Below are 23838 nucleotides of genomic sequence, written 5' to 3' on the forward strand. Positions count from 1 at the left end.
CCCGAGAAAACAGCTTCCCGCAGAAACGAGCAAGAATATGACAAATAAATCACTTCCTGAATATCTTGGTGCGAAAACCTATCCTGGGCGCACACTGGCAATTGCCGCAGATCCAGCCGGCGGCAGCGCGGTAATCATATATTTTATTATGGGGCGCTCAGCAAATAGCCAAAACCGGATTTTCGCTCAAGACGGCGAAATTGTGCGCACCCAGGCTTTTGACGAGTCAAAACTGGAAGATCCGAGTTTAATTATTTACCCGGTCTACCAGCATTTGGGAGAACACCATATTGTGACTAACGGTGACCAAACCGCAACGATTTACGATGGACTAAAAGCTGGTAAGAGCGCATTTGCTGCATTAAAAACGCGCGAATGCGAGCCGGATGCGCCAAATTTCACTCCGCGTATTTCGCTGATTACTGCACCTGCGGGGTACGAGCTGCACATTACGAAAGCAGCAGTTACCGACGGAACACAATCTGTTCATTTCAATTTCGCATATCCGTATGTGCCTGGCGCCGGGCATTGCATCCACACCTATATCGACGATGCAGATCCGCTGCCAAGTTTTGCCGGCGAACCTGTCTCATTCGCATATCAGCAAGATCTCGGAGAAAAAGTCTGGAATGCAATTAATCCGGACTACAAGATTTCACTGCTTGAATGCGTGCTGGATCTAAAGACACATGAAATGCGTTCGATACGCATTTTTAACAAACACAACGGCGAGTAAAACATAATGCCGTCGGCGGAATAAATAAAATTCAAAACAAATCTGAAAAGTGAAGCATGAATCATGAAATCATTGGAATTAAAGTACGGAAATAACCCGCATCAGAAACCCGCAAATATCAATATGGCTGACGGTAGTGAACTTCCGCTGAAAGTGCGGAACGGCAAACCCGGATATATTAATCTGCTTGACGCGTTAAACTCGTGGCAGCTGGTACGTGAACTGCGCGCAGCTTCCGGACTTCCTTGCGCTGCTTCTTTCAAGCATGTATCGCCGACTTCCGCTGCTGTTGGCAAACCGCTTTCTGCTGATTTGAAAAAGCTGTTTTCACTGATGATATTCCTGATCTTGATAATTTTCCATTGGCATGTGCTTATGCGCGCGCACGCGGAACTGACCGGCTTTGCTCATTCGGCGATTTCGTCGCGCTTTCCGATATTTGCGATGTAACTACAGCGCAGCTAATTAAACGCGAAGTTTCCGATGGTGTAATCGCTCCAGGATATGAACCGAAAGCACTGGAAATTTTGCAGGAAAAGCGCGGCGGAAACTATACGGTGCTGGAAATCGACCCAAATTATGAACCGGCAGCCGCTGAAATCAAGACCGTTTTCGGAATCAGCTTCCATCAAGGGCGAAATGACGCAGAAATTAACGAATTACTGCTGGAAAATATTGTGACGGAAAATAAAGATTTGCCGGCACAGGCAAAGCTTGATTTGGTTCTGGGGCTAATTACTTTGAAATATACGCAGTCGAACTCGGTTTGTTTTTCTTATGACGGACAGGCAATCGGTGTGGGAGCCGGGCAGCAGTCACGGATTCACTGCACCCGTCTCGCCGGTTCGAAAGCAGATACGTGGTTTTTACGCCAGCATCCGCTGGTTTTAAATCTTCCATTCAAAGCAGACTTACGCCGTGCAGACCGAGATAACGTGATTGACGGATATATCAACCAAAATGAAGCGGACGTTTGCGCCGACGGTATTTGGCAGCGTTATTTTACGGCGCAGCCTCCGGTGCTTGATGCACAAACAAAAGCTGAATATTTGGCGCAGATTAAAGGCGTAAGCTTAACCTCAGACGCATTCTTCCCATTTTCCGACAATATTAAACGGGCAGCAAAAAGCGGCGTTTCATATGTGGCGCAGCCCGGCGGTTCAATCCGCGATGACGCGGTGATTGCAGAGTGCAACGCGCACAATATGGTGATGGCATTTAACGGTTTGCGGCTATTCCATCACTAAAATCAGTATTGATGGTATTACTGGAAAACGGATTCAAAATATTTTTGAGGAAGAAAATTTCAATGAAATTGAGTATCATCGGCAGCGGCGGCCGCGAATATGCGATTGCGAAAAACTGCTCGAAACAAATCCAGACCTTGAACTCCACATGCTGCCGGGGAATGCGGCAATGGAAGATTTCGCCGCGGTGCACCCCGAAATCGGAGCTACGGATATTGCTGGTGTAGAAGAATTTTGCCGGCGTGAGAAAATTGATTTTTGTGTTGTCACTCCAGATGATCCGCTCGTGCTGGGAATGGTGGATGTACTGGAAGACGCCGGAATCGAATGTTTCGGACCGCGGAAAGCAGCTGCAATGCTTGAAGGATCAAAGAGCTTTGCGAAAGAATTTATGGCACGCCACAGCATTCCAACTGCTGCCTATCAGCATTTTGCCGATTTTAATGCGGCACTCGAATATGCGCGCAAATCTGCTTATCCGCTTGTAATTAAAGCCGACGGGCTGGCACTTGGCAAAGGCGTTGCAATCGTCACTGATTTTTCCCAGGCAGCGCAGACTTTGCGTGATTTTATGCTTGACCATAAATATGGTGATTCTTCAGCAAGCGTGGTGATTGAAGAATTTTTAACCGGTCCCGAGATTTCAGTACTTACTTTCTGCGACGGCAAATCAATTCAGCCGATGGTTTCTTCAATGGACCATAAGCGAATTTTCGACGGAGATACCGGACCGAATACTGGCGGCATGGGTGTGATTGCCCCAAATCCAGTATTCACCGCAGAAGCTGCAGCAGAATTTGCCGAAAAAATTATGCTGCCAACTCTTGCCGGACTGCAAAAAGACGGGCTTGATTTCCGCGGCTGCCTCTATTTCGGTTTAATGCTCACAAAAAACGGGATGAAAGTTATTGAATATAATGCACGTTTTGGAGATCCGGAAACACAAGTTGTACTTCCGCTGCTGAAAGGAAATTTGCTCGAAATTTTCCAGGCAGTCTCGCGTGCTGAACTGAGCAGTAAAACCATCGAATCTGATTCGCGCAGCGCTGCATGCGTGGTAATGGCAGGAGCCGGATATCCGGAAAATCCGGCAAAAGGAAACGAGATTTCGTATTCCGAGAAAGCAGCTGACAATATTGTTTTTGCCGGTGTAAAACACGGCCCGGCAGGTAAGCTGTTAAGCAATGGCGGGCGGGTATTGAATGTGCTTGGTTTCGGTGAAACGTTGCGAAGTGCCGTCGATAATGCTTACGAAAATGTTCGCGAAGTAAAGTTTGCACAAAGCCATTACCGCACCGATATCGGCGCGCAGGCACTCAAGATTGAGGCAGGAAAATGATTTACCGAATTTATGTGGAAGCAAAGACTGAAACCAACCCAAGTGCGGCAGCTTTAACTGCGCAATTGCAGGACTTTCTCGGGATTAACACGCTGAAAGATTTACGGATTGTGAATTGTTACGATGTCGAAGGCGTGAGTGAAGAAGTTTTCAATGCGGCAGTCACGAATGTGTTTGCCCAGCCGCCGCTCGATGATTATTTTACGGAACTGAAAATAGCTGAAAACGATACTGTATTTGCGGTAAGCTATCTGCCAGGGCAATACGATCAGCGTGCAGACAGTGCGGCTGTATGTATTCAGATGCTTGCACAAACAGTAAAACCGCTGGTGAATTATACCTGTGTGTATATTCTTTCCGGCGCATTGAGTGCGCAAGATATTGCGCAAATTAAAAACTATCTGATTAACCCGGTTGATTCGCACGAAGTCGGGCTGGAAAAACCGCAAACACTTGAGCTGAAAACTGTCCCGCCGGATCCGGTGCCAACCGTCAGCGGTTTTAACAGCTTCGATACCGCAGCGCTCACGGCTTATCTGGAAGATAACGCCTGCGCGATGGACTTAGCTGATTTACAGCTCGTGCAAAGCTATTTTCAGTCGGTTAACCGCGAACCTACCGAGACCGAGCTGAAAGTGATTGACACTTACTGGTCTGACCATTGCCGGCACACCACATTCAATACTGCGCTTGAAAATATCGAAATTGCTGATTCGCGTGTGGCGCACACTTATGATTCTTATCTTGCAGTGAAGCGAGAAATAAATCCTGAACGCCCAGTGACACTGATGAACATTGCAACAATGGCAATGAAGCAGCTCAAACGCGCCGGAAAGCTTTCGCAGCTCGATGAGTCAGATGAAATCAATGCTTGCACGATTAAAGTTACGATTGATGTCGATGGAAAAGATGAGGAATGGCTGCTGCTTTTCAAAAACGAAACACACAATCATCCAACCGAAATTGAACCATTTGGCGGGGCAGCCACCTGTATCGGCGGTGCAATCCGCGATCCGCTTTCCGGGCGTGCTTACGTATACGCGGCAATGCGTGTCACCGGCGCAGCTAACCCGCTTACGGAACTTGCAGACACTCTTGCCGGGAAACTTCCGCAGCGGAAGATTGTCACCACCGCTGCCGACGGATACTCTTCTTATGGGAACCAAATCGGACTTGCCACATCTTTTATTGACGAAGTCTACGATCCGTCTTATGCCGCAAAACGTCTCGAAATCGGCGGTGTGCTTGGTGCGGTTAAGCGCAGTAATATTAAGCGTGAAAAACCGGCGGCAGGCGATATCGTGGTGTTAGTTGGCGGAGCGACCGGACGTGACGGAATCGGCGGAGCAACCGGATCTTCACGTGCGCATAATCTTGAATCTGTGGCGGAAAGCGGGGCGCAAGTACAGAAAGGAAACGCGCCGGAAGAACGGAAACTGCAGCGGTTATTCCGCCGCCCAGAAGTGACAAAACTCGTAAAAAAGTGTAACGATTTCGGAGCCGGCGGCGTTTGTGTGGCTGTTGGGGAACTCGCCGACGGTTTAGATATTCACCTCGACGCAGTATATAAAAAGTATGAGGGATTGAATGCTACTGAGATTGCGGTGAGCGAATCTCAAGAGCGAATGGCGCTGGTAATTGCCCCGAACGATTTGCCGGCGCTTGCACATTACTGCGATGCAGAAAATCTGCGGTATGCGGTGGTCGCAAATGTCACTGCAGATCCAGTGCTCGTAATGAGTTATCAAGGGCAGGAAGTAGTGCGGATTGCGCGTTCTTTCCTTGATACGAACGGCGCACCGAAGCAAATGAATGTGAAAGTGCCTGATTTTTCGGCACAAACATCTGCGGAAACTCAAACTGTGCAAGCAGCAGATTGGCGTGAACGGATCAGCGAATTAGTACAAGATTTGAACCACTGTTCAAAAGAAGGATTAATTCAGCAGTTCGATTCCACAATAGGCGCCAATACGGTACTCATGCCGTTAGGCGGAAAATATCAAAAGACACCGACGCAAGCAATGGTACACAAATTCCCAGTTTTGAACGGGGAAACGAATAGCTGCTCGGTAATGGCATTCGGATTTAATCCGGAAGTAAGCAAATCCGACCCGTATCGGGGTGCATACGAGGCAGTGATTGATTCGGTTGCGAAACTAATCGCAGTCGGAGCAGATCCGGAGCAAGTACATTTGAGTTTCCAAGAGTACTTCCCGTCGTTAAAAGCTGATCCTGAAAAATGGGGATTGCCGTTTACAGCACTAATGGGTGCATTCCAAGCCCAGATAGATTTGGAAATGGCGGCAATCGGCGGTAAAGATTCCATGAGCGGTACTTTCGAAGAACTTGAAGTTATCCCGACTCTTGTTTCTTTTGCTGTCTCACTGGCGAAACTCGGCGGCGTAATTTCGCCGGAGCTGAAACAGGCAGGGGAGAAGCTGTATCTTGTAAAGCCGCGTGCGAATCCCAGTGCAGATTCAAATACCGGCGCAAATACCGGTGCGGGTGCCGGGATTACGAAAGCTTACTTCCAACAAGCGGCACAGCTTTTCGCTAACGGCGGTGTAACCGCGGCGTATTCACTCACCGGCGCTTCAATTTTCGAAGCAGCATTTAAGATGGCGCTCGGCAATCGGCTCGGCATAGAGTTTGCTGCTGACTTTACTGCTGATTACGCTAACTCGCACGGTTTTGCAAATATTTGCGGCGGATTCTTAATAGCTGCGCAAAATCTTTCTGCCCTGACCGTGCCTGCTAACGGGCGGGAAAATAGTATTGATTCGGGTGCAGCATCTGATTTGCTTGAGATTTGCGAAGTCGGTACCGTCGTTAATGAATACGAATTGCGCATTGGCGGGCAAACGGCTGATATTGCCCGGATACAGCGTGCTTATGAAGCAAAACTTGAGCCGGTCTATCATGTACATGCTGCTGATGAGCATATTGGCGAAGCAGAATATGCACCGATTGAAAACAGCGGGGAGCCGGTTAAATACAGCGGGGAAGCCATTGCGAATCCGCGGGTTTTAATTCCAGTGTTTCCTGGTACGAACTGTGAATTTGATACCGCTCGGGCATGGGAAAAAGCTGGCGCACAACCAGAAATTCTGGTGATTAAGAATCTGACGGTTTCCGCAATTGAAGCAAGTATTGACGAATTCGCTGCGAAGCTGCGCCAATCCCAAATTCTTTTTATTCCTGGCGGATTCTCGGGCGGAGATGAACCAGACGGATCGGCAAAATTCATCACCTCTTTTATGCGGAATGAAAAAGTTGCGCGTGAAATTACAGCGTTGCTCGATGAACGCGAAGGGTTAATTGGCGGAATCTGCAATGGTTTCCAGGCGCTGATTAAACTCGGGCTATTGCCGTACGGAAAGATTGTGGAACCAAATCCGCAAATGGCGACACTCACGCATAATCATATTAAACGCCACCAGTCTTCAATTGTGAATGTGCGTGTATGTAATAACACCAGTCCATGGATGCAAAAAGTTTCACTTGGCGAGATTTATCAAGTGCCGATTTCACATGGTGAAGGACGAATCGTCGGAGAAGTAGCAGCAAAGAATGTGGCAACCCAGTATGTAACTTTTGCGGGTGTGCCGACATCGGCAATCGAATTTAATCCGAATAATTCGCTATTGGCAATCGAGGGAATCGTTTCTGATAACGGGCGTGTATTCGGCAAAATGGGGCATGCTGAACGTTTCTCAGACGGTACTTATGCGAATGTACCGGGAAATTACGATATGCAGATTTTCGCTTCCGCTGTTGCATACTTCCGGAAGTAAATACTTCAGAAAGTAACTAATTTTATCAAGAATAAACCAGCGGAATTAACAAATCTGCGGATTTTTACAGCTATTAATACGGTAAGCGAAATCTGTGAATCGAAATTAAAGAGAGCAGAAAAGGACAAGAGGATAAATAATATGGCTTTTCTTTCCGATATTGAAATTGCACAGCAGGCAGCGCCAAAACCAATCGGAGAAATTGCGGCAAAATTAGGTGCGGCGGGTGCGCAGATCGAACCTCACGGGCATTACAAAGCAAAACTTGATTTTGCCTTAATTGATGAAAATAAAATTGCGAAAAATAAACTCGTACTTGTAAGTGCGATGTCGCCTACACCAGCGGGAGAAGGGAAAACTACCACCACAATCGGGCTTGCCGACGGGCTTTCCCGGATTGGGAAAAAGTCTGCGTAGCCTTGCGTGAGCCGTCGCTCGGTCCGGTATTTGGGATGAAAGGCGGGGCTTGCGGCGGCGGATATGCGCAAGTGATTCCAATGGAAGATATTAACCTGCATTTCACCGGCGATTTCCATGCAATCGGGGCAGCAAATAATCTGCTTTGTGCAATGTTGGATAACCATATTTATCAGGGAAATAAGCTGCGAATCGACCCGAAGCGGGTAATTTTGAAACGCTGTGTTGATATGAACGACCGGCAGCTGCGCAATATCGTCGGCGGACTTGGGAAAGTTACCGACGGTAATGTGCGTGAAGACGGTTTTGAAATCACCGTCGCCACTGAAGTAATGGCAATCTTCTGTTTGGCAACCTCGCTTTCTGATTTGAAAGAACGCCTTGCAAAAATAATCGTCGCCTACAATTATGACCGTGATCCGGTAACTGCCGGCGATTTACAAGCTGCCGGAGCAATGACGGCACTTTTGAAAGACGCGCTGAAACCAAATCTGGTACAGACCCTTGAAGGCACTCCAGTAATTATCCACGGCGGACCTTTCGCAAATATCGCGCACGGATGTAATTCGATTATGGCTACGAATATGGCGCGTTCCCTCGGTGATTACACTATTACGGAAGCTGGTTTCGGGGCTGATCTTGGCGGTGAAAAGTTTATTGATATTAAATGCCGGCTTACTGGTACAAAGCCGGATTGTGCAGTGGTAGTCGGCACAATCCGTGCGTTGAAAATGCATGGGGGCGCAGCCAAAACAGAGCTTGCAGCAGAAAATCTGGCAGCGCTTAGTGCGGGTTTGCCGAATCTTTTGCGGCATATTGAAAATATGCGTGAAGTATTTGGGCTTCCCACAGCTGTTGCTTTGAACGTATTTCCAACCGACACTGAAGCAGAAATTGCGCTTGCAACAAAGGAATGTGCAAAACTTGGGGTGCAGCTCGTGCGTTCAGATGTTTGGGCAAAGGGCGGATCCGGCGGTGTGGAACTTGCCCGCGAAGTTGTCCGGCTATGCGAAAACGAATCAGCTGAATTAAATTTCGCCTATGATTTGGAAGATTCAATCGAAACAAAGCTAAATCAGCTTGTGCAGCGTGTTTATGGCGGAGCTGGGGTAGAGCTGGAAGCAGCGGCGCGCCGGGAAATTTCCCAGCTGGAAGCACTCGGTTTTGGTAATTTACCTGTCTGTGTGGCGAAAACACAGTACAGTTTTTCTGATGACGCAAAACTGCTTGGTGCGCCGAGTGATTTTCAGATTCGCGTGCGGAATGTGAAAGTAAATGCGGGTGCTGGATTTATTGTGGCGTACGTTGGTACTTTGCTGACAATGCCGGGGCTGCCGAAAGTGCCTGCAGCAAATCAGATTGATGTTTGTGCCGACGGGAAGATTCTTGGGCTGTTTTAAAGCTTGATTTCGGTACGTAATTTTTGGTGTGCTTCACGGTAGTTTTTGCAGTTAACTTCAGCGGTTTTTACGGCGCTGGGACATTGGCGGTACTTGTATGCCGGCAGTGCTGAACTTTTTGGGGAGGGCGGGTTCCGGAGTGTCTCGAAAAGGGCGGTCAGGATTAATCCTTTCTTGAGACACTTTCCGTCCAAATATGTTCTCGTAAATTTTCAGAAATATATTGAATTTGACTGGACGGGCGGGGTGAGGAAGTTTGTATTAAGAAAGAATCGTCAGCTTTAACAAACAAATAGCAGCGGAAGTGGCTTACGGCACAAGTAGATATTTAAAAACTGCTAACTTTGTTAATTGAATCACTGTGCAATCAAGTTGGAAGGGTTTTCCTTCCTATATCAATTCACCAAAATTCGAAAGGGTACGTGATGAAAACAAACAACAAGAACCCAAAGCTGGCGGCAATGTCTGCAGCAGCTACTCTCGTTTTTGCATTGTTCCTTCCCGGGGTTGCTCACGCAACTACATACAGTGTGGATGGATATCTTGATACTGGCGGGCACTTAATTTAATATTCGACTTTCCGTCCGCATATTGCAGGTGATGCCGCTCTTAAGGTTACGAATAATGTCGGGACCTACTCTAGATTCGGTTTGCGTGACTTATACGGGAATCAAGTGACAAACTCAAATCAATATAACGGCAGTGGTGGTGACGCGCCATTTACGATGAAATCAACCGGAAGCACGACTATTCCTGCAGGCTCTTATGCGCTTAATGGAAGAATGGGATCGAGGTCTGGAGCAGACAATTACTGGGTTGGGATACTATCTCTCTAAATGAATTTGGCGGGTGTCTTCTACTTGCTGTTGAAACACCCGCCTTACAAGTTCTTATTCTAAGAAAGGGAATTAATGCGTAAATTTTGTCCGCATTCGTAACTGTGTTGGCTCTGTTTTGTTTAATTTCGTGTTCAGTTAATCGGGGAGGATCCGGCAGTGGTGAATTTATGGATTTAGCTGCCACCCAGCAAGGATACGAAACTGCAGTCAGAGAATTTCCTTATTCGTTACCTGCAGGTTACTTTATATCGCAACAGTGGCGGCATTGCGGCATTGCGGCATCGCGTTCGCAGTATTTTAACTGCTATTAGTCTGCTGCTTGGAATCGTTGCACTGACATCTGTTGCCTCAGCACAAGAAGTTATAAATGAAACTATCACTCGAAAAGCAATCCTAACCGGAGGTCCTTCGATTACTTCTACTGTGCAATTCAGTCTCTCATCAAACCGGGAAGAAAATGCCAATTTTTGGGTATCTAAAGTTCACTCTCGGTACGGCAATGAAGCGAGAACGTCTCTAGTATTTAAACCGTCTGAAATGCGTTTGTTTTCAAACAATATCGCTCAGCCGACTGTAGAAGTTATATTCGTTGAGCCGAGCATAACCCGGATTCGTCCTTTCAAAGTTCTTTCTGGTGCGTGGTTTGAATCAAATCGGTCATATCTTGCGCCTAGAATAGTATTGAATTCGGTAGCTGCAAATCTATTTCATAGCTCAGATACACAATGGAAGTTTGGGTGGGGATCTCAGGGAGAAATATCTAATGCTGTCGTGCAGGGTATTGTGGATGACGGGGAAATTAACGCAATTGCATATGTTGACTGCAATCAAGACGGTAAATGGAATTTTTTTCAGATAACGATATTTTCTCGATGCTTGTGCGTATTCCGGGAGTTTCAACTGAAAATCTTAAAATGGGGTTAACATAAATTGCTGCGATAGCTGATAAACAAGAAAATTTTACGGAAATCATACGAATAGATACGTTAGGTACTCTCCAATCAGAATTGGATACTACTGCAGTTGTTTTTATTGGAATATCTATTTTGTCGCTTGCAGTATCCGCTATTGGAATGTTGAACATAGGTCTTTCGACACTGAATGAAAGAGCGGACGAATTATCGCTGCGGCGATCTTTTGGAATGAAGAAGTATCAAATTGCCGCCATAATGCTGCTTGAAGTACAAATCACTGCGATACTTGCAGGAACTATTGGGGTGGTGATAGCGTACTTTTCACTTCCAGTAACACTCAATCTGTTTGGAATGACAGATACTTTACCCAGTTTCCTGTTGGAGCAGCAGTTATTGGGATGTGCGCTGGGAATATTGCTGCATTTATCGGATCTTTATCCCCGGCAATAAAAGCGATGCAAGTACCAATCGCAAATATTATGCGCGGATAAGACTGATTAGGCAGGAGAGGGGAGCATATTCTGCACTATTCCAACTTTAGTGACTGTAATTACTGCAATGGAAGCCTGCCGGAATGTCTGGATTTACTGCCTTAATTTAACTCTTGCATGCGTGCCTGCGTTCTGGAATTTTCATGGCTCTTTTTCGCTTTGTATTATGCCTTACAAAGAGCGTCAATTTGGCAAAATCTGATTTATCGGATAAAGTTTTCCGCGGACTCTTAGCTCAGTTGGTAGAGCATCTCGTTTACACCGAGAGGGTCATCGGTTCGAGTCCGGTAGGGTCCACAAAATCAGCGGGGCGCCAGTCAGCAGCCCCGCATTTTATTTGCCGGAAGCTGCAAGATATTGCAGAGTGCTGGTGATTTTCACTTTTTGTCCGCTTCCTACCTGTTTTTTGGGGAGGGGAGCTGAAAGTACTTGGAGAAATTTGTGTTTTCAGCGGCGGTGCCGGAAATCTGCGGTCATCTCAGTTCGCAAGTTGGGTGATTTGCTGGAGGAACGCGGGGATTATGCCGTCGGTTATGTTAAAAACATTGTTCTCGCCGCCGCGGATATGAAATTTTGGGCGTTATGCGGGCTAGCGGACAATGGTTATTTATGGTTTTGATGTTTTTCATTGATGCGGCGGGATCTCTGCGAATTCACGTAACTGGTGGCGAAATGTGCTGTATGGTTACGTAACTGGTGGCGAAATCAGTGGTTTTGATTTCCGGCGGGAGTGCCGTCGTTATCGCGAGCTTGTGAACTGCGATAATGCAAATGCTTTCGACGGCAAAAATCCTAGCCTAAGTTCTTGCTACCACTTACGTAAAATTTTCCGCTTCCCGTCATCACTTACGTGACGGAAATGAGTTCCTGCCGCTAGTTACGTAACTAGAATTGGTCCTCACTATCTGATTGTGCGGTGCTGCGGATTGGATATTTGTGTTGGTGCAGTAAAGCTGGTGTTTATTCGGGTGGAAAGCGGTTTTTGCAGAGATTAAGCCTGACCGCTATGTAAAAATACCGTTTAGAACCAGTTAAATTGGACCCAGCTAAAATGCGCTGCACATTTTCGAGCTGCAGGACCGCGTCCGTCGGCAATGAGCATACTGTTGCTAATTCGCACCCATTTCCTTTCGTAAATAGCCGAATTACAGCTCAAAATAAGTCTCTCGATATCAAGATAAGTGTTATGATTGAAACGAGCTTTCCGGAACGAATCAGGAATTTAGTTATTTGAATGTTTAGATGTTCAAATAAAAAATAAAACCGGAAATCGGAAAATTGCAGGTCTGCCAATCGGATAAATCACATCGCCGGATCGCATGAATTAGACAAATGTGAGGAGCTTCAACATGAGTAAAAACAGCTTTAACGCAAAGCAAACCCTGCAAGTAGGCGGGCAAACCTATACGATGTTCAGCCTGTCGGCAGTTCCGGGATTAGAAAAATTACCGTACTCACTGAAAGTGCTTGCAGAGAATTTGCTGCGTACTGAAGACGGGGCAAATGTGACATCCGCTCATATTGCAGCTCTCGCAAGTTGGGATGCAAAAGCTGCGCCAAGTCAAGAAATTCAATTCACTCCGGCGCGCGTAGTAATGCAAGATTTTACTGGCGTGCCATGTGTGGTCGATCTTGCCACGATGCGTGAAGCAATGGCAGAACTTGGCGGTAATCCGGATAAAATAAATCCGCTCAACCCGGCAGAAATGGTGATTGACCATTCAGTGCAAATTGATGTCTTTGGGCGCAGCGACGCACTCACCCTCAATATGGATATCGAATATCAGCGTAATGGCGAACGCTATCAGTTCTTACGCTGGGGCCAAGGCGCTTTCCAAAATTTCAAAGTTGTTCCGCCCGGAACCGGAATCGTGCACCAAGTAAACATTGAATATCTGGCGAGAGTGGCAATGACCCGCGATAGCGGCGGCGAAACTTTCGTCTACCCAGATACTTGTGTCGGAACCGATTCACATACCACGATGGTAAACGGGCTGGGCGTGCTCGGCTGGGGTGTGGGCGGAATCGAAGCAGAAGCAGCAATGCTCGGGCAGCCGGTTTCAATGCTGATTCCGCGCGTAGTCGGTTTCAAACTCACTGGAGAAATCCCCACAGGAGCTACCGCAACAGACGTAGTTCTAACCATCACGCAAAAACTTCGTGAACATGGGGTAGTAGGCAAATTTGTTGAATTCTATGGTGAAGGCGTATCCCAAGTTCCGCTGGCAAACCGCGCAACCATCGGCAATATGAGCCCAGAATTCGGTTCCACTGCAGCAATCTTCCCAATCGACGAAGTGACACTTGAATATTTACGTCTCACCGGGCGGGATAAGAATCGAATCGCACTTGTTGAAGCATACGCAAAAGCGCAAGGACTCTGGCACAACCCGTCGCGTGAAGCTGAATATTCCGAATATTTGGAACTTAACCTGTCTACCGTCGTTCCATCTATCGCCGGTCCGAAACGGCCGCAAGACAGAATCGAACTTTCTGCAGCGAAAGAATCTTTTGCACAGACGCTGCCAGACTACCTCGCACAAACGGCAGCAGCAGATGCAGTCAATTTAACTCTTGCCGACGGCACGAATACAAAACTTGAAAATGGCGACGTCGTAATTGCCGCAATTACTTCCTGCACGAATACGTCGAACCCATCGGTAATGCTTGCAGCTGCAATCTTGGCGAAGAATGCCGTCGCTAAAGGGCTGAAATCGAAGCCGTGGGTGAAAACCTCAATGGCTCCCGGATCAAAGGTCGTCACTGACTACTATGAAAAAGCCGGACTATGGCCGGCACTCGAAGCTCTCGGATTTAACCTCGTCGGATACGGATGCGCCACCTGTATCGGAAATTCTGGTCCGCTCCCGGCCGCAGTCTCACAAGCAGTGACCGAAAATGACCTAACCGTCGTCTCGGTGCTCTCCGGAAACCGGAACTTTGAAGGACGAATCAACCCGGATGTGAAGATGAACTATCTTGCTTCACCTCCGCTCGTAATTGCATACGCGCTGGCAGGAACAATGAATTTCGACTTCGGCACTGAACCGCTTGGGAAAGATCAAGCCGGCAATGACGTATTCTTAAAAGACATCTGGCCAGATCCAAGCGAAGTGCAGGCAACAATTGATACAACTATTGACTCACAAATGTTTACCCGCAACTATGCGTCAGTATTCGCAGGCGATGAACGCTGGCAGGCACTCGAAACCCCGCAAGGCGAAACCTTTACCTGGAATAAAGAATCTACCTACATTCGCAAACCAACCTATTTCGACGGCTTAACGATGGAACTAACGCCAGTTACAGATATTGCAGGTGCACGGGTGCTTGCGAAACTTGGCGACTCAGTGACCACTGACCACATCTCCCCAGCCGGAGCAATTAAGCCGGATTCGCCTGCGGGACGCTACCTGCAGGAGCACGGTGTAGACCGAAAAAATTTCAATTCTTACGGTTCGCGCCGCGGAAATCACGAAGTAATGATTCGCGGTACTTTCGCCAATATTCGCTTAAAGAACCAGCTGCTCGACGGGGTAGAGGGCGGATATACGAAGAATTTCCTGAACGGAGAACAGGAAACAATTTTCGATGCCGCCCAATCCTATCAGGAAGCTGGAATCCCGCTTGTAGTGCTCGGCGGAAAAGAATACGGTTCCGGATCGTCGCGTGACTGGGCAGCCAAAGGCACGGCACTCCTTGGAGTGAAAGCGGTAATCAGTGAATCATTTGAACGGATTCACCGCTCGAATCTAATCGGGATGGGCGTACTTCCGCTGCAATTCCCGGCCGGGAAAAGCGCCGACTCGCTCGGAATCGACGGCACTGAAACATTTGCAATCTCCGGGATTACTGCACTGAATGAAGGTGTAACTCCAAAGACGGTGAAGGTGAGCGCAATCAAAGCTGACGGAACACTAATCGAGTTCAATGCTGATGTGCGAATCGATACCCCAGGTGAAGCAGACTACTTCCGCAACGGCGGAATCCTGCAGTATGTTTTGCGTGAACTTGCCAAATAAATTACACCGCAGAGTTAACAAAAAATACATATTTAAAAATTAAAACTGACGGCAGGTGCGGTTACGCCCTGCCGTCTGCAGCGCCTGTGCTGCTGCAGATATGAAAACTTTGCGGCGAATTGGCTAGAATAGGGTAGTTGTTTTCGATAGCACTTTGATTGCTACGGCAAAAATTTAGATTCATGAGTGAGGCGCTGATATGAGCATTCTAAGCTCGATTGCCGGACCGGCAGATTTGAAACGATTACCAGAATCGCAGCTGCCGATATTAGCTGCAGAAATCCGTGAATTCCTGATTACAAACGTAGCGAAAACAGGCGGCCACCTCGGGCCGAATCTCGGAGTAGTGGAACTTACAATCGCACTGCACCGCGTCTTTGATTCACCCCGTGACGTGCTGATATTTGACACCGGGCACCAAACATACGTACACAAAATTCTTACCGGAAGAAAAGATTTTTCGCACCTGCGTCACCGCGGAGGGCTTTCCGGTTACCCTTCACGGGCAGAATCTGAACATGACGTAGTTGAAAATTCACATGCGACCACTGCACTTTCCTGGGCGGATGGAATCGCGCGCGGAAAGCAGCTTGCGAATGATGATTCATGTGTGGTGGCAATTATCGGCGACGGCGCGCTTACCGGCGGAATGGCTTGGGAAGCGCTAAACAATATTGCTGAAGATCAAGACCGTCCGTTAGTGATTATCGTCAACGATAACGGGAGGTCATATTCTCCAACCGTCGGCGGATTTGTGCGGCGCCTTGACGTGGCACGAAAACTAGACAATCTCCGAGTGAATAAGAAATACGAAGATTTTCTTGAATGGGGAAAGCACAGCTGCAAAATGCCGGAAATCCCGGGAAATTCGCTTATGACGCACTTCATGGGCTAAAGCGCGGTGTAAAAGATGTACTTTTTGACGCCGGGATTTTCGATTCTCTGGGATTAAAATATCTCGGTCCGGTGAACGGCCATAATATCTTACAGCTTACAGAAGCCTTGAAAATGGCAAAAAAATACGGCGGTCCGGTAGTTGTACATGCGATAACCGAAAAAGGCCGCGGATATCGGCCCGCCGAAGAAAACAAAGAAGATCATTTCCACGCTGTTGGGATAATACATCCGGAAACCGGGCTGCCGGTTGTGCAGTCGCGTTTCGGATGGACAAAAGTATTCGCTGATGAAATTGTGAAACTCGCCCGCAAAGATGACCGGATTATCGGAATCACTGCAGCGATGATGTACCCGGTTGGTCTTGAGCCAATGTATCGTGAATTTCCGCGGCGGGTCATTGATGCTGGAATCGCTGAACAGCATGCAATGACAATGGCGGCAGGTCTTGCACACGCCGGATACCGGCCTGTGCTCGCACTTTATGCTACCTTTATGAATCGCGCATTCGATCAGCTCCTGATGGACGTTGCCTTACACCGCGAACCTGTCACAATATGTCTCGATCGTTCAGGTATTACCGGCGACGACGGCGCATCGCATAACGGGATGTGGGACTTAGCAATCGCCGCAATGATCCCTGGTTTGCATACAGCTGTACCGCGCGACGGCACACGGCTGCGTGAATTACTTGCACAATCAATTGCGCTTGCAGCTCCGGCACTGATTCGCTATCCGAAAGGTGCAGTCCCTGCAGATTTGCCGCAGCTTTCACGATTCGGCGATGTAGATATACTCTATCGTTCCAGCGATACCATCGAAGACACAGTACTTGTAATCGCAATTGGGGCGATGGCGCATAATGCTGTCGCTGCGGCAAAGAGTCTTATCCCGCAGTGCCCTGTGACTGTGGTTGATCCGCGCTGGGCACTCCCGATTTCTAATGATTTGCTGGTAATCGCGCAGAAAGCGAAAGCCGTCGTCACGGTCGAAGACGGGATTACCGATGGCGGTATCGGATCTGAGATTGCGCTTAAACTTTGCCGCAGCGGAAGCGATACCCCAATTACCTGTTTGGGAATACGCAAAGAATTCCTGAAGCATGATACACGAAACAATATTCTGCAGCAGCAGCAGCTTGATCCGGAATCTATTGCTGCGGCGATTCAGGCGGCTGCAGTACGCCGGAACAATGCACTATAGCGGGTTTTGAATCAAATAAATAGAATCAGCGTTCCTGTGTATCGCGGCAGAAACATTAATCCTGCTTTCAAGCTAACTCGTTGCGCTTTAAATCTTTTACTCTGATAAGTGTTTCCCCGCCTGAATTATTACCGGCATACATTGCGCAATCTGCCACGGCCGAGCTCCCCATTGCGCGAGTTTTGTGTGCAGTTCAGCTGGTGATTCCCATCCCTCCCATGCAATCTTTTTCTGCAGTTTTGGTTTGAGTAAAATATCTTGCCGGATTCCTAATTCCGCGGCATGTGCAAAAATTGCGCTGCGAAGCGTTTGCCAGCGGATAAATCCTGTGGGATTCTGTGATGTCCATTTATTCAGATATGGAATCGTTTTCCGATTTTCAGAATATGAGCGTTCCGGTAAATTCTCTTGCGGTGTTTTCCAAGCCTGCGCAATTGCCGTCCATAAAGGGGTGCCGAATTCGCGCAGATTTTTCGCCGCAGCAGCGGCGAACGTACTACATCAGCTCGTGAGCGCGGTTTACGCCTTGCAAGTTCTCCAAGAATTGTTGAGTTAATCAGTCTAGACGGGGCAATATCGCGTTCCTTAGCGATATTTTCGCGAACCCACCACATGTTTTCCAACATTGCCAAAGCGCGGCGGTCTTCAATCTCCACCCGATTTGCTGTTTTTCTCCACGGCTGCTTTTTTGGTTCGGGCGGTATCCGCAGCCGAATTTCTTCACACTCTTGTAAAAACCATTCATAGCGTCCGCTGCTGCGGAGCATTTTTGTTAGTTCATCCTTTAAAGGATGTAAAAGTTCAACATCCAGTGCCGCATAATTACGCATTTGAGGTGAAAGCGGACGCATCGACCAATCCGCAGCTGAATGTTCCTTTGCTAAAGCATAACCCAATATTTGTGCAGTTAATGCTTGTAATGAAACATGTTCGAAACCGAGTAAAAGTGCAGCGACTTTCGTGTCGAAAATCTTTTCCGGTACCAGACCGAGTTCAGCTAAGCATGGTAAATCTTGATCGGCTGCATGTAAAATCCATTCTCCCTGCATTACTTGCGCAAGCTGCGGAAACTGATTTTCAATTCCAACCGGATCAATTAGAAAAATTTCATCACTTTCCCGTTTAATCTGTAAAAGATAGGCACGGTTTGAATAACGAATTCCATTAGCGCGTTCAGTATCGACGGCAAATGCTCCGGTGCCAGCACAAATGCGTTTCACTGCGTCGAAAAAATCTGTATTAATCACCTCAGGAATCCCGCCGCTTGGCTGGTCTAATGGGGTAATTTCAGTTCTTTTTGGAATATCAAATTTGCTCCACCCGCCGCGGAAGCACGGCAATATTTTCGCCAATCGGCGGCAGGCCAGTAAGACGCTGCGCAAAATATGCCCACGCAAGTAAATGTTCTCCCAGATATGGTGTCGCAGGACTCCAAGAAGCGCGCAGTTCAAATTCGACTCGTGCTGAATTTAGCTGGAGTCCGCCGAAAGTTTCGTTAAAAACCCGAGTGGTGGTGCCGTTCAGTGAATGGAAAGACGCACCTTTTTCGGAAAGAGATTCATGCAGCCAAGACCAGACAACTTCACCAAGCAGCGGATCATCTCCCATTTCGCTGTCCATCGGTGCACGGGCATGTAAGACTATTCGAAATTCACCATTCCATGCACTTTGCCCTGCAGGATCAAAAAGCACTACAAATTTTGTGTCGCCGCGATAAAACGCCGGATCTTTATCGGATGAATCGTTTATTTCCGCCTGCAGCGCGACACTCCAAGGCGCAATTCTAGTTGGAGCCGGAATTTGGGTGAGATGAAATTCCGGTCGAAAAACGTGGCCCTTGAGCGATTCAAGAGCCGTCACAAAATCTTGAGGGGGAGAATCAAGATTATCCGCCAAATTAGTCACATGATGACTTTAACGACGAGTTTCGGATCATCCCACAAGGCGCGCCGCTCAAAAACGCATTTCACAGTCAGACAACATATTGCGAAGCGTTTTCGAATCGTTACAGTAATTTTAGTGCCGGCGACGGTTAGATGTTTTATTGTCGATTTAAGCAGATCGGCATGTTTCAGCTGCAGCTGCAGTGTTTTTAACTTCAGCTGCAGCTGAAACATACTCTGAATTCTATAGTTTTACAGCATTTGCCGGCTGCTGCAGTTTTTCTGGCAGCCGCTGATTTTGTTTTTGAAAAATCTGTTTTTTATCTTCCTGATTTGCAGTATTTACATTTTGTTTATTATCTGCATTATTAGTCAGATACGGCATCACATCCTGCCGGAGCCGTTTCCCGAAAGATTCACGTAAATATTTCGCTTTATATGTTTCCCGATTCTTCGGCCGATTAATTATTTCTAAAAGTGCAAACAGCACAGCAGGCAAACAGCGAGTTGCGGGATACACTAAATACCGTGACTCCCAAACAGGTTTGAACTTTTCCTTGTATGCGCGAATCCCGCGGAAATTGTATATCTGATTTCCAAAGTCATGAACATACTTCACAACTTTCTCAGTACCGTGCGAATATTTCTGCCGTCCCACATTTGAAAGCGGCGCCATTCCAATATTCAACTGTTTGAAACCAAGTGCTTTCGCCCACTCGATAAGGGAAACCATTATGCCATCCATAGTTCCGCCTGGAGAATCCGGACGAAAACGCATTAAATCAAACGACACCCGGTTACTGTCAATAAAAACGATATTTGCAAACCCCTCAATTCGGTCTTTGCTCTTTACCACCCCAATCGGCCCGGCAGAAAGATATTCTGCACAGAAAAACCCGAGCGAAAATCCCATTTCTTCACGTGAGCCAAGCCAGGAATCGGAGACTTCACGCAGCTGCTGAATTGTTTGCGAATCAAATGGCGGATAAATTATTTCAAAATGAGTTCCGTTTTGCACCATCCGATTCCGCATTCGCCGATATATTTTCCCTGAATTGCCAACATTTGAATATGCGTCAAGCTGGATTGAAGCGTCTTCACCAACTTTAATAAAGCGCATCCCATGTTCGACAAGGTTTTCCAAATATTTTGCGCTGACTTGATAGAAAGCAATCTTCATATCATGGGCAATTGCGAATTGAATCAGTTCTGCAAATCCGTCGGCAAAATCTTCCGTTTCCCCAATCGGATCTCCGAGCACAAGCATTGAACCTTTATGCGGACGATAAAGAAAAGCCACGGTTTCCTGCTGGTTATAGAAAACCTGTTTATCACCTAATGCGAATAGATACGAGTATGAAGAACCTTGATGGTGCAGCAAAAAATCTGCAAATCGATTAATTTGCGCTTCATTCGGTGTTTCAAAACTGAGCTTTTTTGACTTTGCAAACATCAGCATAAACACAATCACAAGCGATATTGCGGTATTTATCGCAACCGTATTTGCTAAATTCCCTGAAGTGGAAATTCGGTGATAAATCGTGTTCGAGTTAAATCCAAATTCACGAATCAACACAATGCTGATCGGCAAAACAATTACGAGAAGCCCGGAAATCACGAGCCGGATTGGCGTCGGCTTAAAAGGTTCAGCATGGAAACTATCCCGTGCCAGAATTAAGAGCACTGCGAATACTGAAAGCAGAATCGCTTCCTCATAATTCAGCCCGGAAAGCATGACTGAAATTGCACCGGTAATCAGCAGCGACACGCATACCGAATAGATTCGCGCTACACGTGCACGAATCCCAATTGAAAGTACCAGCAGCGCAATCCCAATGCTGAGCGTAGTAAGCGATGAAGCACGTTGAATAGAATGCGGAATTATTGCGTTGATTCGCAATACCCGCACAACAATTTCCGGTGTCAGAGCAGAAACTACCAGAACAGTACCGCAGAAGCAGGTGCCAATCCAAAGAAACGAATGAAAAACATTCCGTCGGTTGTAAATTCCGGTAAGTGAATTTCGATTCGTGAAAAACTCATTCGTGCTCAATAAAATTGCGAGAAGCCAAGGTACAAGATAGTAGGCGACCCGGAATAGTAAAATTCCCAAAACAAGATGCGACGGATCAGATCCGGCTGCTGAAAGCATCGAAATTACAGTCACGTCAAATGCGCCAATACCTGCTGGAAGCATAGAGAGCAAGCCGATAATCGTGGAAAAAGAATATACGAATAATGCGAATGCGAGATTTAATTCCGGCGCAAACAGATGCAGGCATGACCAGAAGAAAAGAGCTGCAGCAAGCCAATCGGCTACGGATGCAAAAAGTAATTCACCTTTTTGCCGGGCATTTGGTATCGACAGGAAAGAACGACGGAAATCTAACTGCTTAAAATGAATTTTTTGCCCGCAGAAAAAGAACGCAATATATCCGACTCCGACGATTGCAACAATTATTTCTTTTCCTAAATATTCGTGCGCATATGCAATAGTGGCGATTGTGAGCACAAATAGTCCAAGTAAATTTGCTAACCAAATCAGCAGCGTAAGGTTAAGCGCATTTTTCGGATTAATTCCGCGCGAAGTGTAATGTTTTGTGCGCAATGCGCCGCCAGTAAGCCCGCCAAGACCGGCAAAATTATTAAAAGCCTGAGCAATGCAGCCAATAGTTAATGCTTTCAGCGGCGGAATGTCGATTCCGAAATGGCGGCGTGCGAATACATCATAAATACCGGTAGCGAGAAAAGCTGCTAAGCCAAGCAGAAACATTCCGATTACCATTGCCGGCTGCTGCGAATGAAAAATTTCCTGCAGCTGTGATAGTGAGATGTTCCGCAGTTCACGGTAAGCTGCAATACTAACCGCTGCAAGCATGAATACGTAAAAAGACGCAGTAAAACTTTTTATGCGCGAAAGCAAAACTTTTCAGTTTTGAAAAATTCAATATTTTTTGCAAACCGTTTTTCGAATCTGCCGGAGAATCCATTTCAGGCTTATTTATGCTCATATATACAGCCTATTTTGTGCTTGCGATATACTGTTCAAACGATGGATGGATAAGCGGAAGGAAAGTTTCAGACCCAGGTATGAATGCGGCCCTGATTCTCCCTTATTCGCTGCACTAATCTATCCCTTAGCAGGAATTCATTTCAGCTCGGAAAATCAGATTCGATATTTGTAAAGATAATGTAAATGTTTCAACCTACTTCGCGTTTTTTGTTTTGGGTAATTTTACTTTCGGCGTTGGGATTATTCGCGGTTGCAGCCCTGATGTATCGGCGTAAATACGGGATAAAATTTATGATTTCAGCAGTGCTCAGCGCAGCGCTATGTGTAGCTGCGGCTGGAATTCAAATCAATATTGCCCGCGAATATATTAAATCTTGGAGTGAGCTGCCGGCATTAATCGGGATAAGTACATCCGCGGCAGCTAATTTTGCAAAAGTTCATGTTCCAGACATTGAAATTCAAGAACTCAGTTTCGATAACCCGGAATCAAACAAATATAAACTTGATTTGAAAAATATTGCGAATACTAAATTTGGCGGGCAATATCTGGAAACGATTTTCACCGGACCCAGCTCAGGGATATCCCAGCCAGTACGCATTTGGCTGCCGCGCGGTTGGAATAATCTCCAAAATCTGAAAGTACTTATCTTTTTGCATGGGTTCCCAAGTAATCCGCCGCTCACAATGGATAATCTGGGCGTAGATAAACAGCTGAGCGAACTTATTGCGCAAAATCAGGTTGCCCCGACAATAATGGTATTTCCGGAAATTCGCCCAGATAATCAAGAGCCAGACTGTACGGATATCGACGGACGTCCAAAAGTTGGTTCCTATGTGATAAACGATTTAGTAAACATGGTGAAAGCAAATTTTCCAGTATCTGCAAATCGCAATGATTGGGCAATTTCCGGAAATTCAGCCGGAGCATATTGTGCTGGACTGCTCGCCGGATTATATCCGCAGCGATTCGGAAGCGCCATCATACTTTCCGGATACGACAATCCGGAACTTGGCAGGTTAGCGAAGTCGCACCCTGATATTCAACAGCAGTACACCGTCAGTAAAAATATTGCGCAAACAAGACTCCCTTTGCGGATTTATAATTTTGCGGCAGGAAATGACCGGGATGCGCTCGAACTAAAACGAAATATTGAAAAGGTGGATAATTCTCAAGTTGATATTACAAATGTGTATTACCATTCAGGCGCGCACAACTGGAAATCTTGGCACAAAGCTTTTCCGGATGCGCTGAAATGGTTTGCTCCTGCATCCAAAATTTCTGCAGCGAAAAAATTACAGCAAAATATAGATCACAGTCTTGAAGCTGAACACAATTGGTTATCAAAAGTGACAATCGGGCACATCCACACTGCATACATAATTTTCTGTGTACTATGGACCATATTTTTGATTCGTTACTTCAGACAAAAAACTGGTGTAAAACACGATTCGGAGAAAAATATTACGCCCCCGCGTTTACAGAAAAATACCGCATTAAACGCAAATTCAACACAGGATTCGGATATTGCAGATACTGAACGTTATCAGCTTTTTCCGGAGTTTTTCCCGCAATCTGCGCCGCGGCATTTACCCTCATCCTAATCGGCGGCGGAGCTGCACTTCTCGTAAATCAAAAGATGGGTACA

General features: G+C 46.8%; 16 protein-coding genes, 1 tRNA gene and 1 pseudogene. 14 read left to right on the top strand and 4 right to left on the bottom strand.

The features are described 5' to 3' along the window. Nucleotides 1-37 precede the first annotated feature (37 nt). The 13 genes and pseudogenes from RQN30_RS00565 to RQN30_RS00625 all read left to right on the top strand — a co-directional run bounded on the left by RQN30_RS00565 (nucleotide 38) and on the right by RQN30_RS00625 (nucleotide 17296). The gene (locus RQN30_RS00565; RefSeq protein ID WP_353060820.1) at nucleotides 38-736 is read left to right on the top strand and encodes an IMP cyclohydrolase; all 699 of its coding nucleotides are present in this window, start codon (nucleotides 38-40) and stop codon (nucleotides 734-736) included. Nucleotides 737-799: 63 nt separating this feature from the next. Continuing rightward, nucleotides 800-1186: a hypothetical protein gene (locus tag RQN30_RS00570; RefSeq protein WP_353060821.1), complete on the top strand. Its 387-nt coding sequence runs from the start codon at nucleotides 800-802 to the stop codon at nucleotides 1184-1186. Next, the gene (locus RQN30_RS00575) at nucleotides 1099-1983 is read left to right on the top strand and encodes a phosphoribosylaminoimidazolecarboxamide formyltransferase (protein WP_353060822.1); all 885 of its coding nucleotides are present in this window, start codon (nucleotides 1099-1101) and stop codon (nucleotides 1981-1983) included. Before RQN30_RS00570 ends, RQN30_RS00575 begins: the two co-directional genes overlap by 88 nt. 148 nt (nucleotides 1984-2131) lie before the next feature. Next, nucleotides 2132-3322 carry a phosphoribosylamine--glycine ligase gene (gene purD / locus RQN30_RS00580; RefSeq protein WP_353060823.1) on the top strand — a complete coding sequence of 397 codons (1191 nt, stop codon included), beginning with the start codon at nucleotides 2132-2134 and terminating at the stop codon, nucleotides 3320-3322. Continuing rightward, nucleotides 3319-7116: a phosphoribosylformylglycinamidine synthase gene (locus tag RQN30_RS00585; protein WP_353060824.1), complete on the top strand. Its 3798-nt coding sequence runs from the start codon at nucleotides 3319-3321 to the stop codon at nucleotides 7114-7116. Before purD ends, RQN30_RS00585 begins: the two co-directional genes overlap by 4 nt. A 141-nt stretch (nucleotides 7117-7257) precedes the next feature. Next, nucleotides 7258-8933: pseudogene (locus RQN30_RS00590) on the top strand (formate--tetrahydrofolate ligase). A gap of 425 nt (nucleotides 8934-9358) precedes the next feature. Further along, entirely contained in the window at nucleotides 9359-9502 is a 144-nt protein-coding gene (locus RQN30_RS00595) for a hypothetical protein (RefSeq protein WP_353060825.1), read from the top strand. 543 nt (nucleotides 9503-10045) lie between these two features. After that, nucleotides 10046-10696, top strand: coding sequence for an ABC transporter permease (locus RQN30_RS00600; protein WP_353060826.1), 651 nt, complete (start codon nucleotides 10046-10048; stop codon nucleotides 10694-10696). Between the two features lie 83 nt (nucleotides 10697-10779). Further along, nucleotides 10780-11136 carry an ABC transporter permease gene (locus tag RQN30_RS00605; protein ID WP_353060827.1) on the top strand — a complete coding sequence of 119 codons (357 nt, stop codon included), beginning with the start codon at nucleotides 10780-10782 and terminating at the stop codon, nucleotides 11134-11136. Between the two features lie 265 nt (nucleotides 11137-11401). Continuing rightward, nucleotides 11402-11474 (top strand) — tRNA-Val (locus RQN30_RS00610). A 1052-nt stretch (nucleotides 11475-12526) separates the two neighbouring features. Further along, nucleotides 12527-15199 (top strand): aconitate hydratase AcnA, encoded by a 2673-nt coding sequence (gene acnA / locus RQN30_RS00615; RefSeq protein ID WP_353060828.1) that lies wholly within the window; start codon nucleotides 12527-12529, stop codon nucleotides 15197-15199. A gap of 199 nt (nucleotides 15200-15398) precedes the next feature. Then, nucleotides 15399-16094, top strand: coding sequence for a 1-deoxy-D-xylulose-5-phosphate synthase N-terminal domain-containing protein (locus RQN30_RS00620; protein ID WP_353060829.1), 696 nt, complete (start codon nucleotides 15399-15401; stop codon nucleotides 16092-16094). Further along, complete coding sequence (locus RQN30_RS00625; protein WP_353060830.1) at nucleotides 16025-17296, top strand: transketolase C-terminal domain-containing protein; 1272 nt, start codon at nucleotides 16025-16027, stop codon at nucleotides 17294-17296. Before RQN30_RS00620 ends, RQN30_RS00625 begins: the two co-directional genes overlap by 70 nt. A 96-nt stretch (nucleotides 17297-17392) precedes the next feature. On the opposite strand, the gene RQN30_RS00630 is transcribed toward RQN30_RS00625, so the two are convergent. From RQN30_RS00630 to mprF, 4 genes are all read right to left on the bottom strand, one after another. After that, nucleotides 17393-17764: a hypothetical protein gene (locus RQN30_RS00630; protein WP_353061722.1), complete on the bottom strand. Its 372-nt coding sequence runs from the start codon at nucleotides 17762-17764 to the stop codon at nucleotides 17393-17395. Continuing rightward, nucleotides 17650-18636 (bottom strand): HRDC domain-containing protein, encoded by a 987-nt coding sequence (locus RQN30_RS00635; RefSeq protein WP_353060831.1) that lies wholly within the window; start codon nucleotides 18634-18636, stop codon nucleotides 17650-17652. The genes RQN30_RS00630 and RQN30_RS00635 overlap by 115 nt, the downstream gene beginning before the upstream one ends. Further along, the gene (locus tag RQN30_RS00640; protein WP_353060832.1) at nucleotides 18602-19201 is read right to left on the bottom strand and encodes a DUF3000 domain-containing protein; all 600 of its coding nucleotides are present in this window, start codon (nucleotides 19199-19201) and stop codon (nucleotides 18602-18604) included. The genes RQN30_RS00635 and RQN30_RS00640 overlap by 35 nt, the downstream gene beginning before the upstream one ends. 222 nt (nucleotides 19202-19423) lie before the next feature. After that, a complete protein-coding gene (mprF, locus tag RQN30_RS00645) occupies nucleotides 19424-22102 on the bottom strand; it encodes a bifunctional lysylphosphatidylglycerol flippase/synthetase MprF (RefSeq protein ID WP_353060833.1) in 2679 nt (892 codons plus the stop codon). 273 nt (nucleotides 22103-22375) lie between these two features. Between mprF and RQN30_RS00650 the strand changes: the two genes are divergently transcribed. Beyond that, a complete protein-coding gene (locus tag RQN30_RS00650) occupies nucleotides 22376-23794 on the top strand; it encodes an alpha/beta hydrolase-fold protein (RefSeq protein WP_353060834.1) in 1419 nt (472 codons plus the stop codon). Nucleotides 23795-23838: the final 44 nt, after the last annotated feature.

Source organism: Arcanobacterium hippocoleae (assembly GCF_040360365.1).
GTDB lineage: Bacteria > Actinomycetota > Actinomycetes > Actinomycetales > Actinomycetaceae > Arcanobacterium_A > Arcanobacterium_A hippocoleae_A.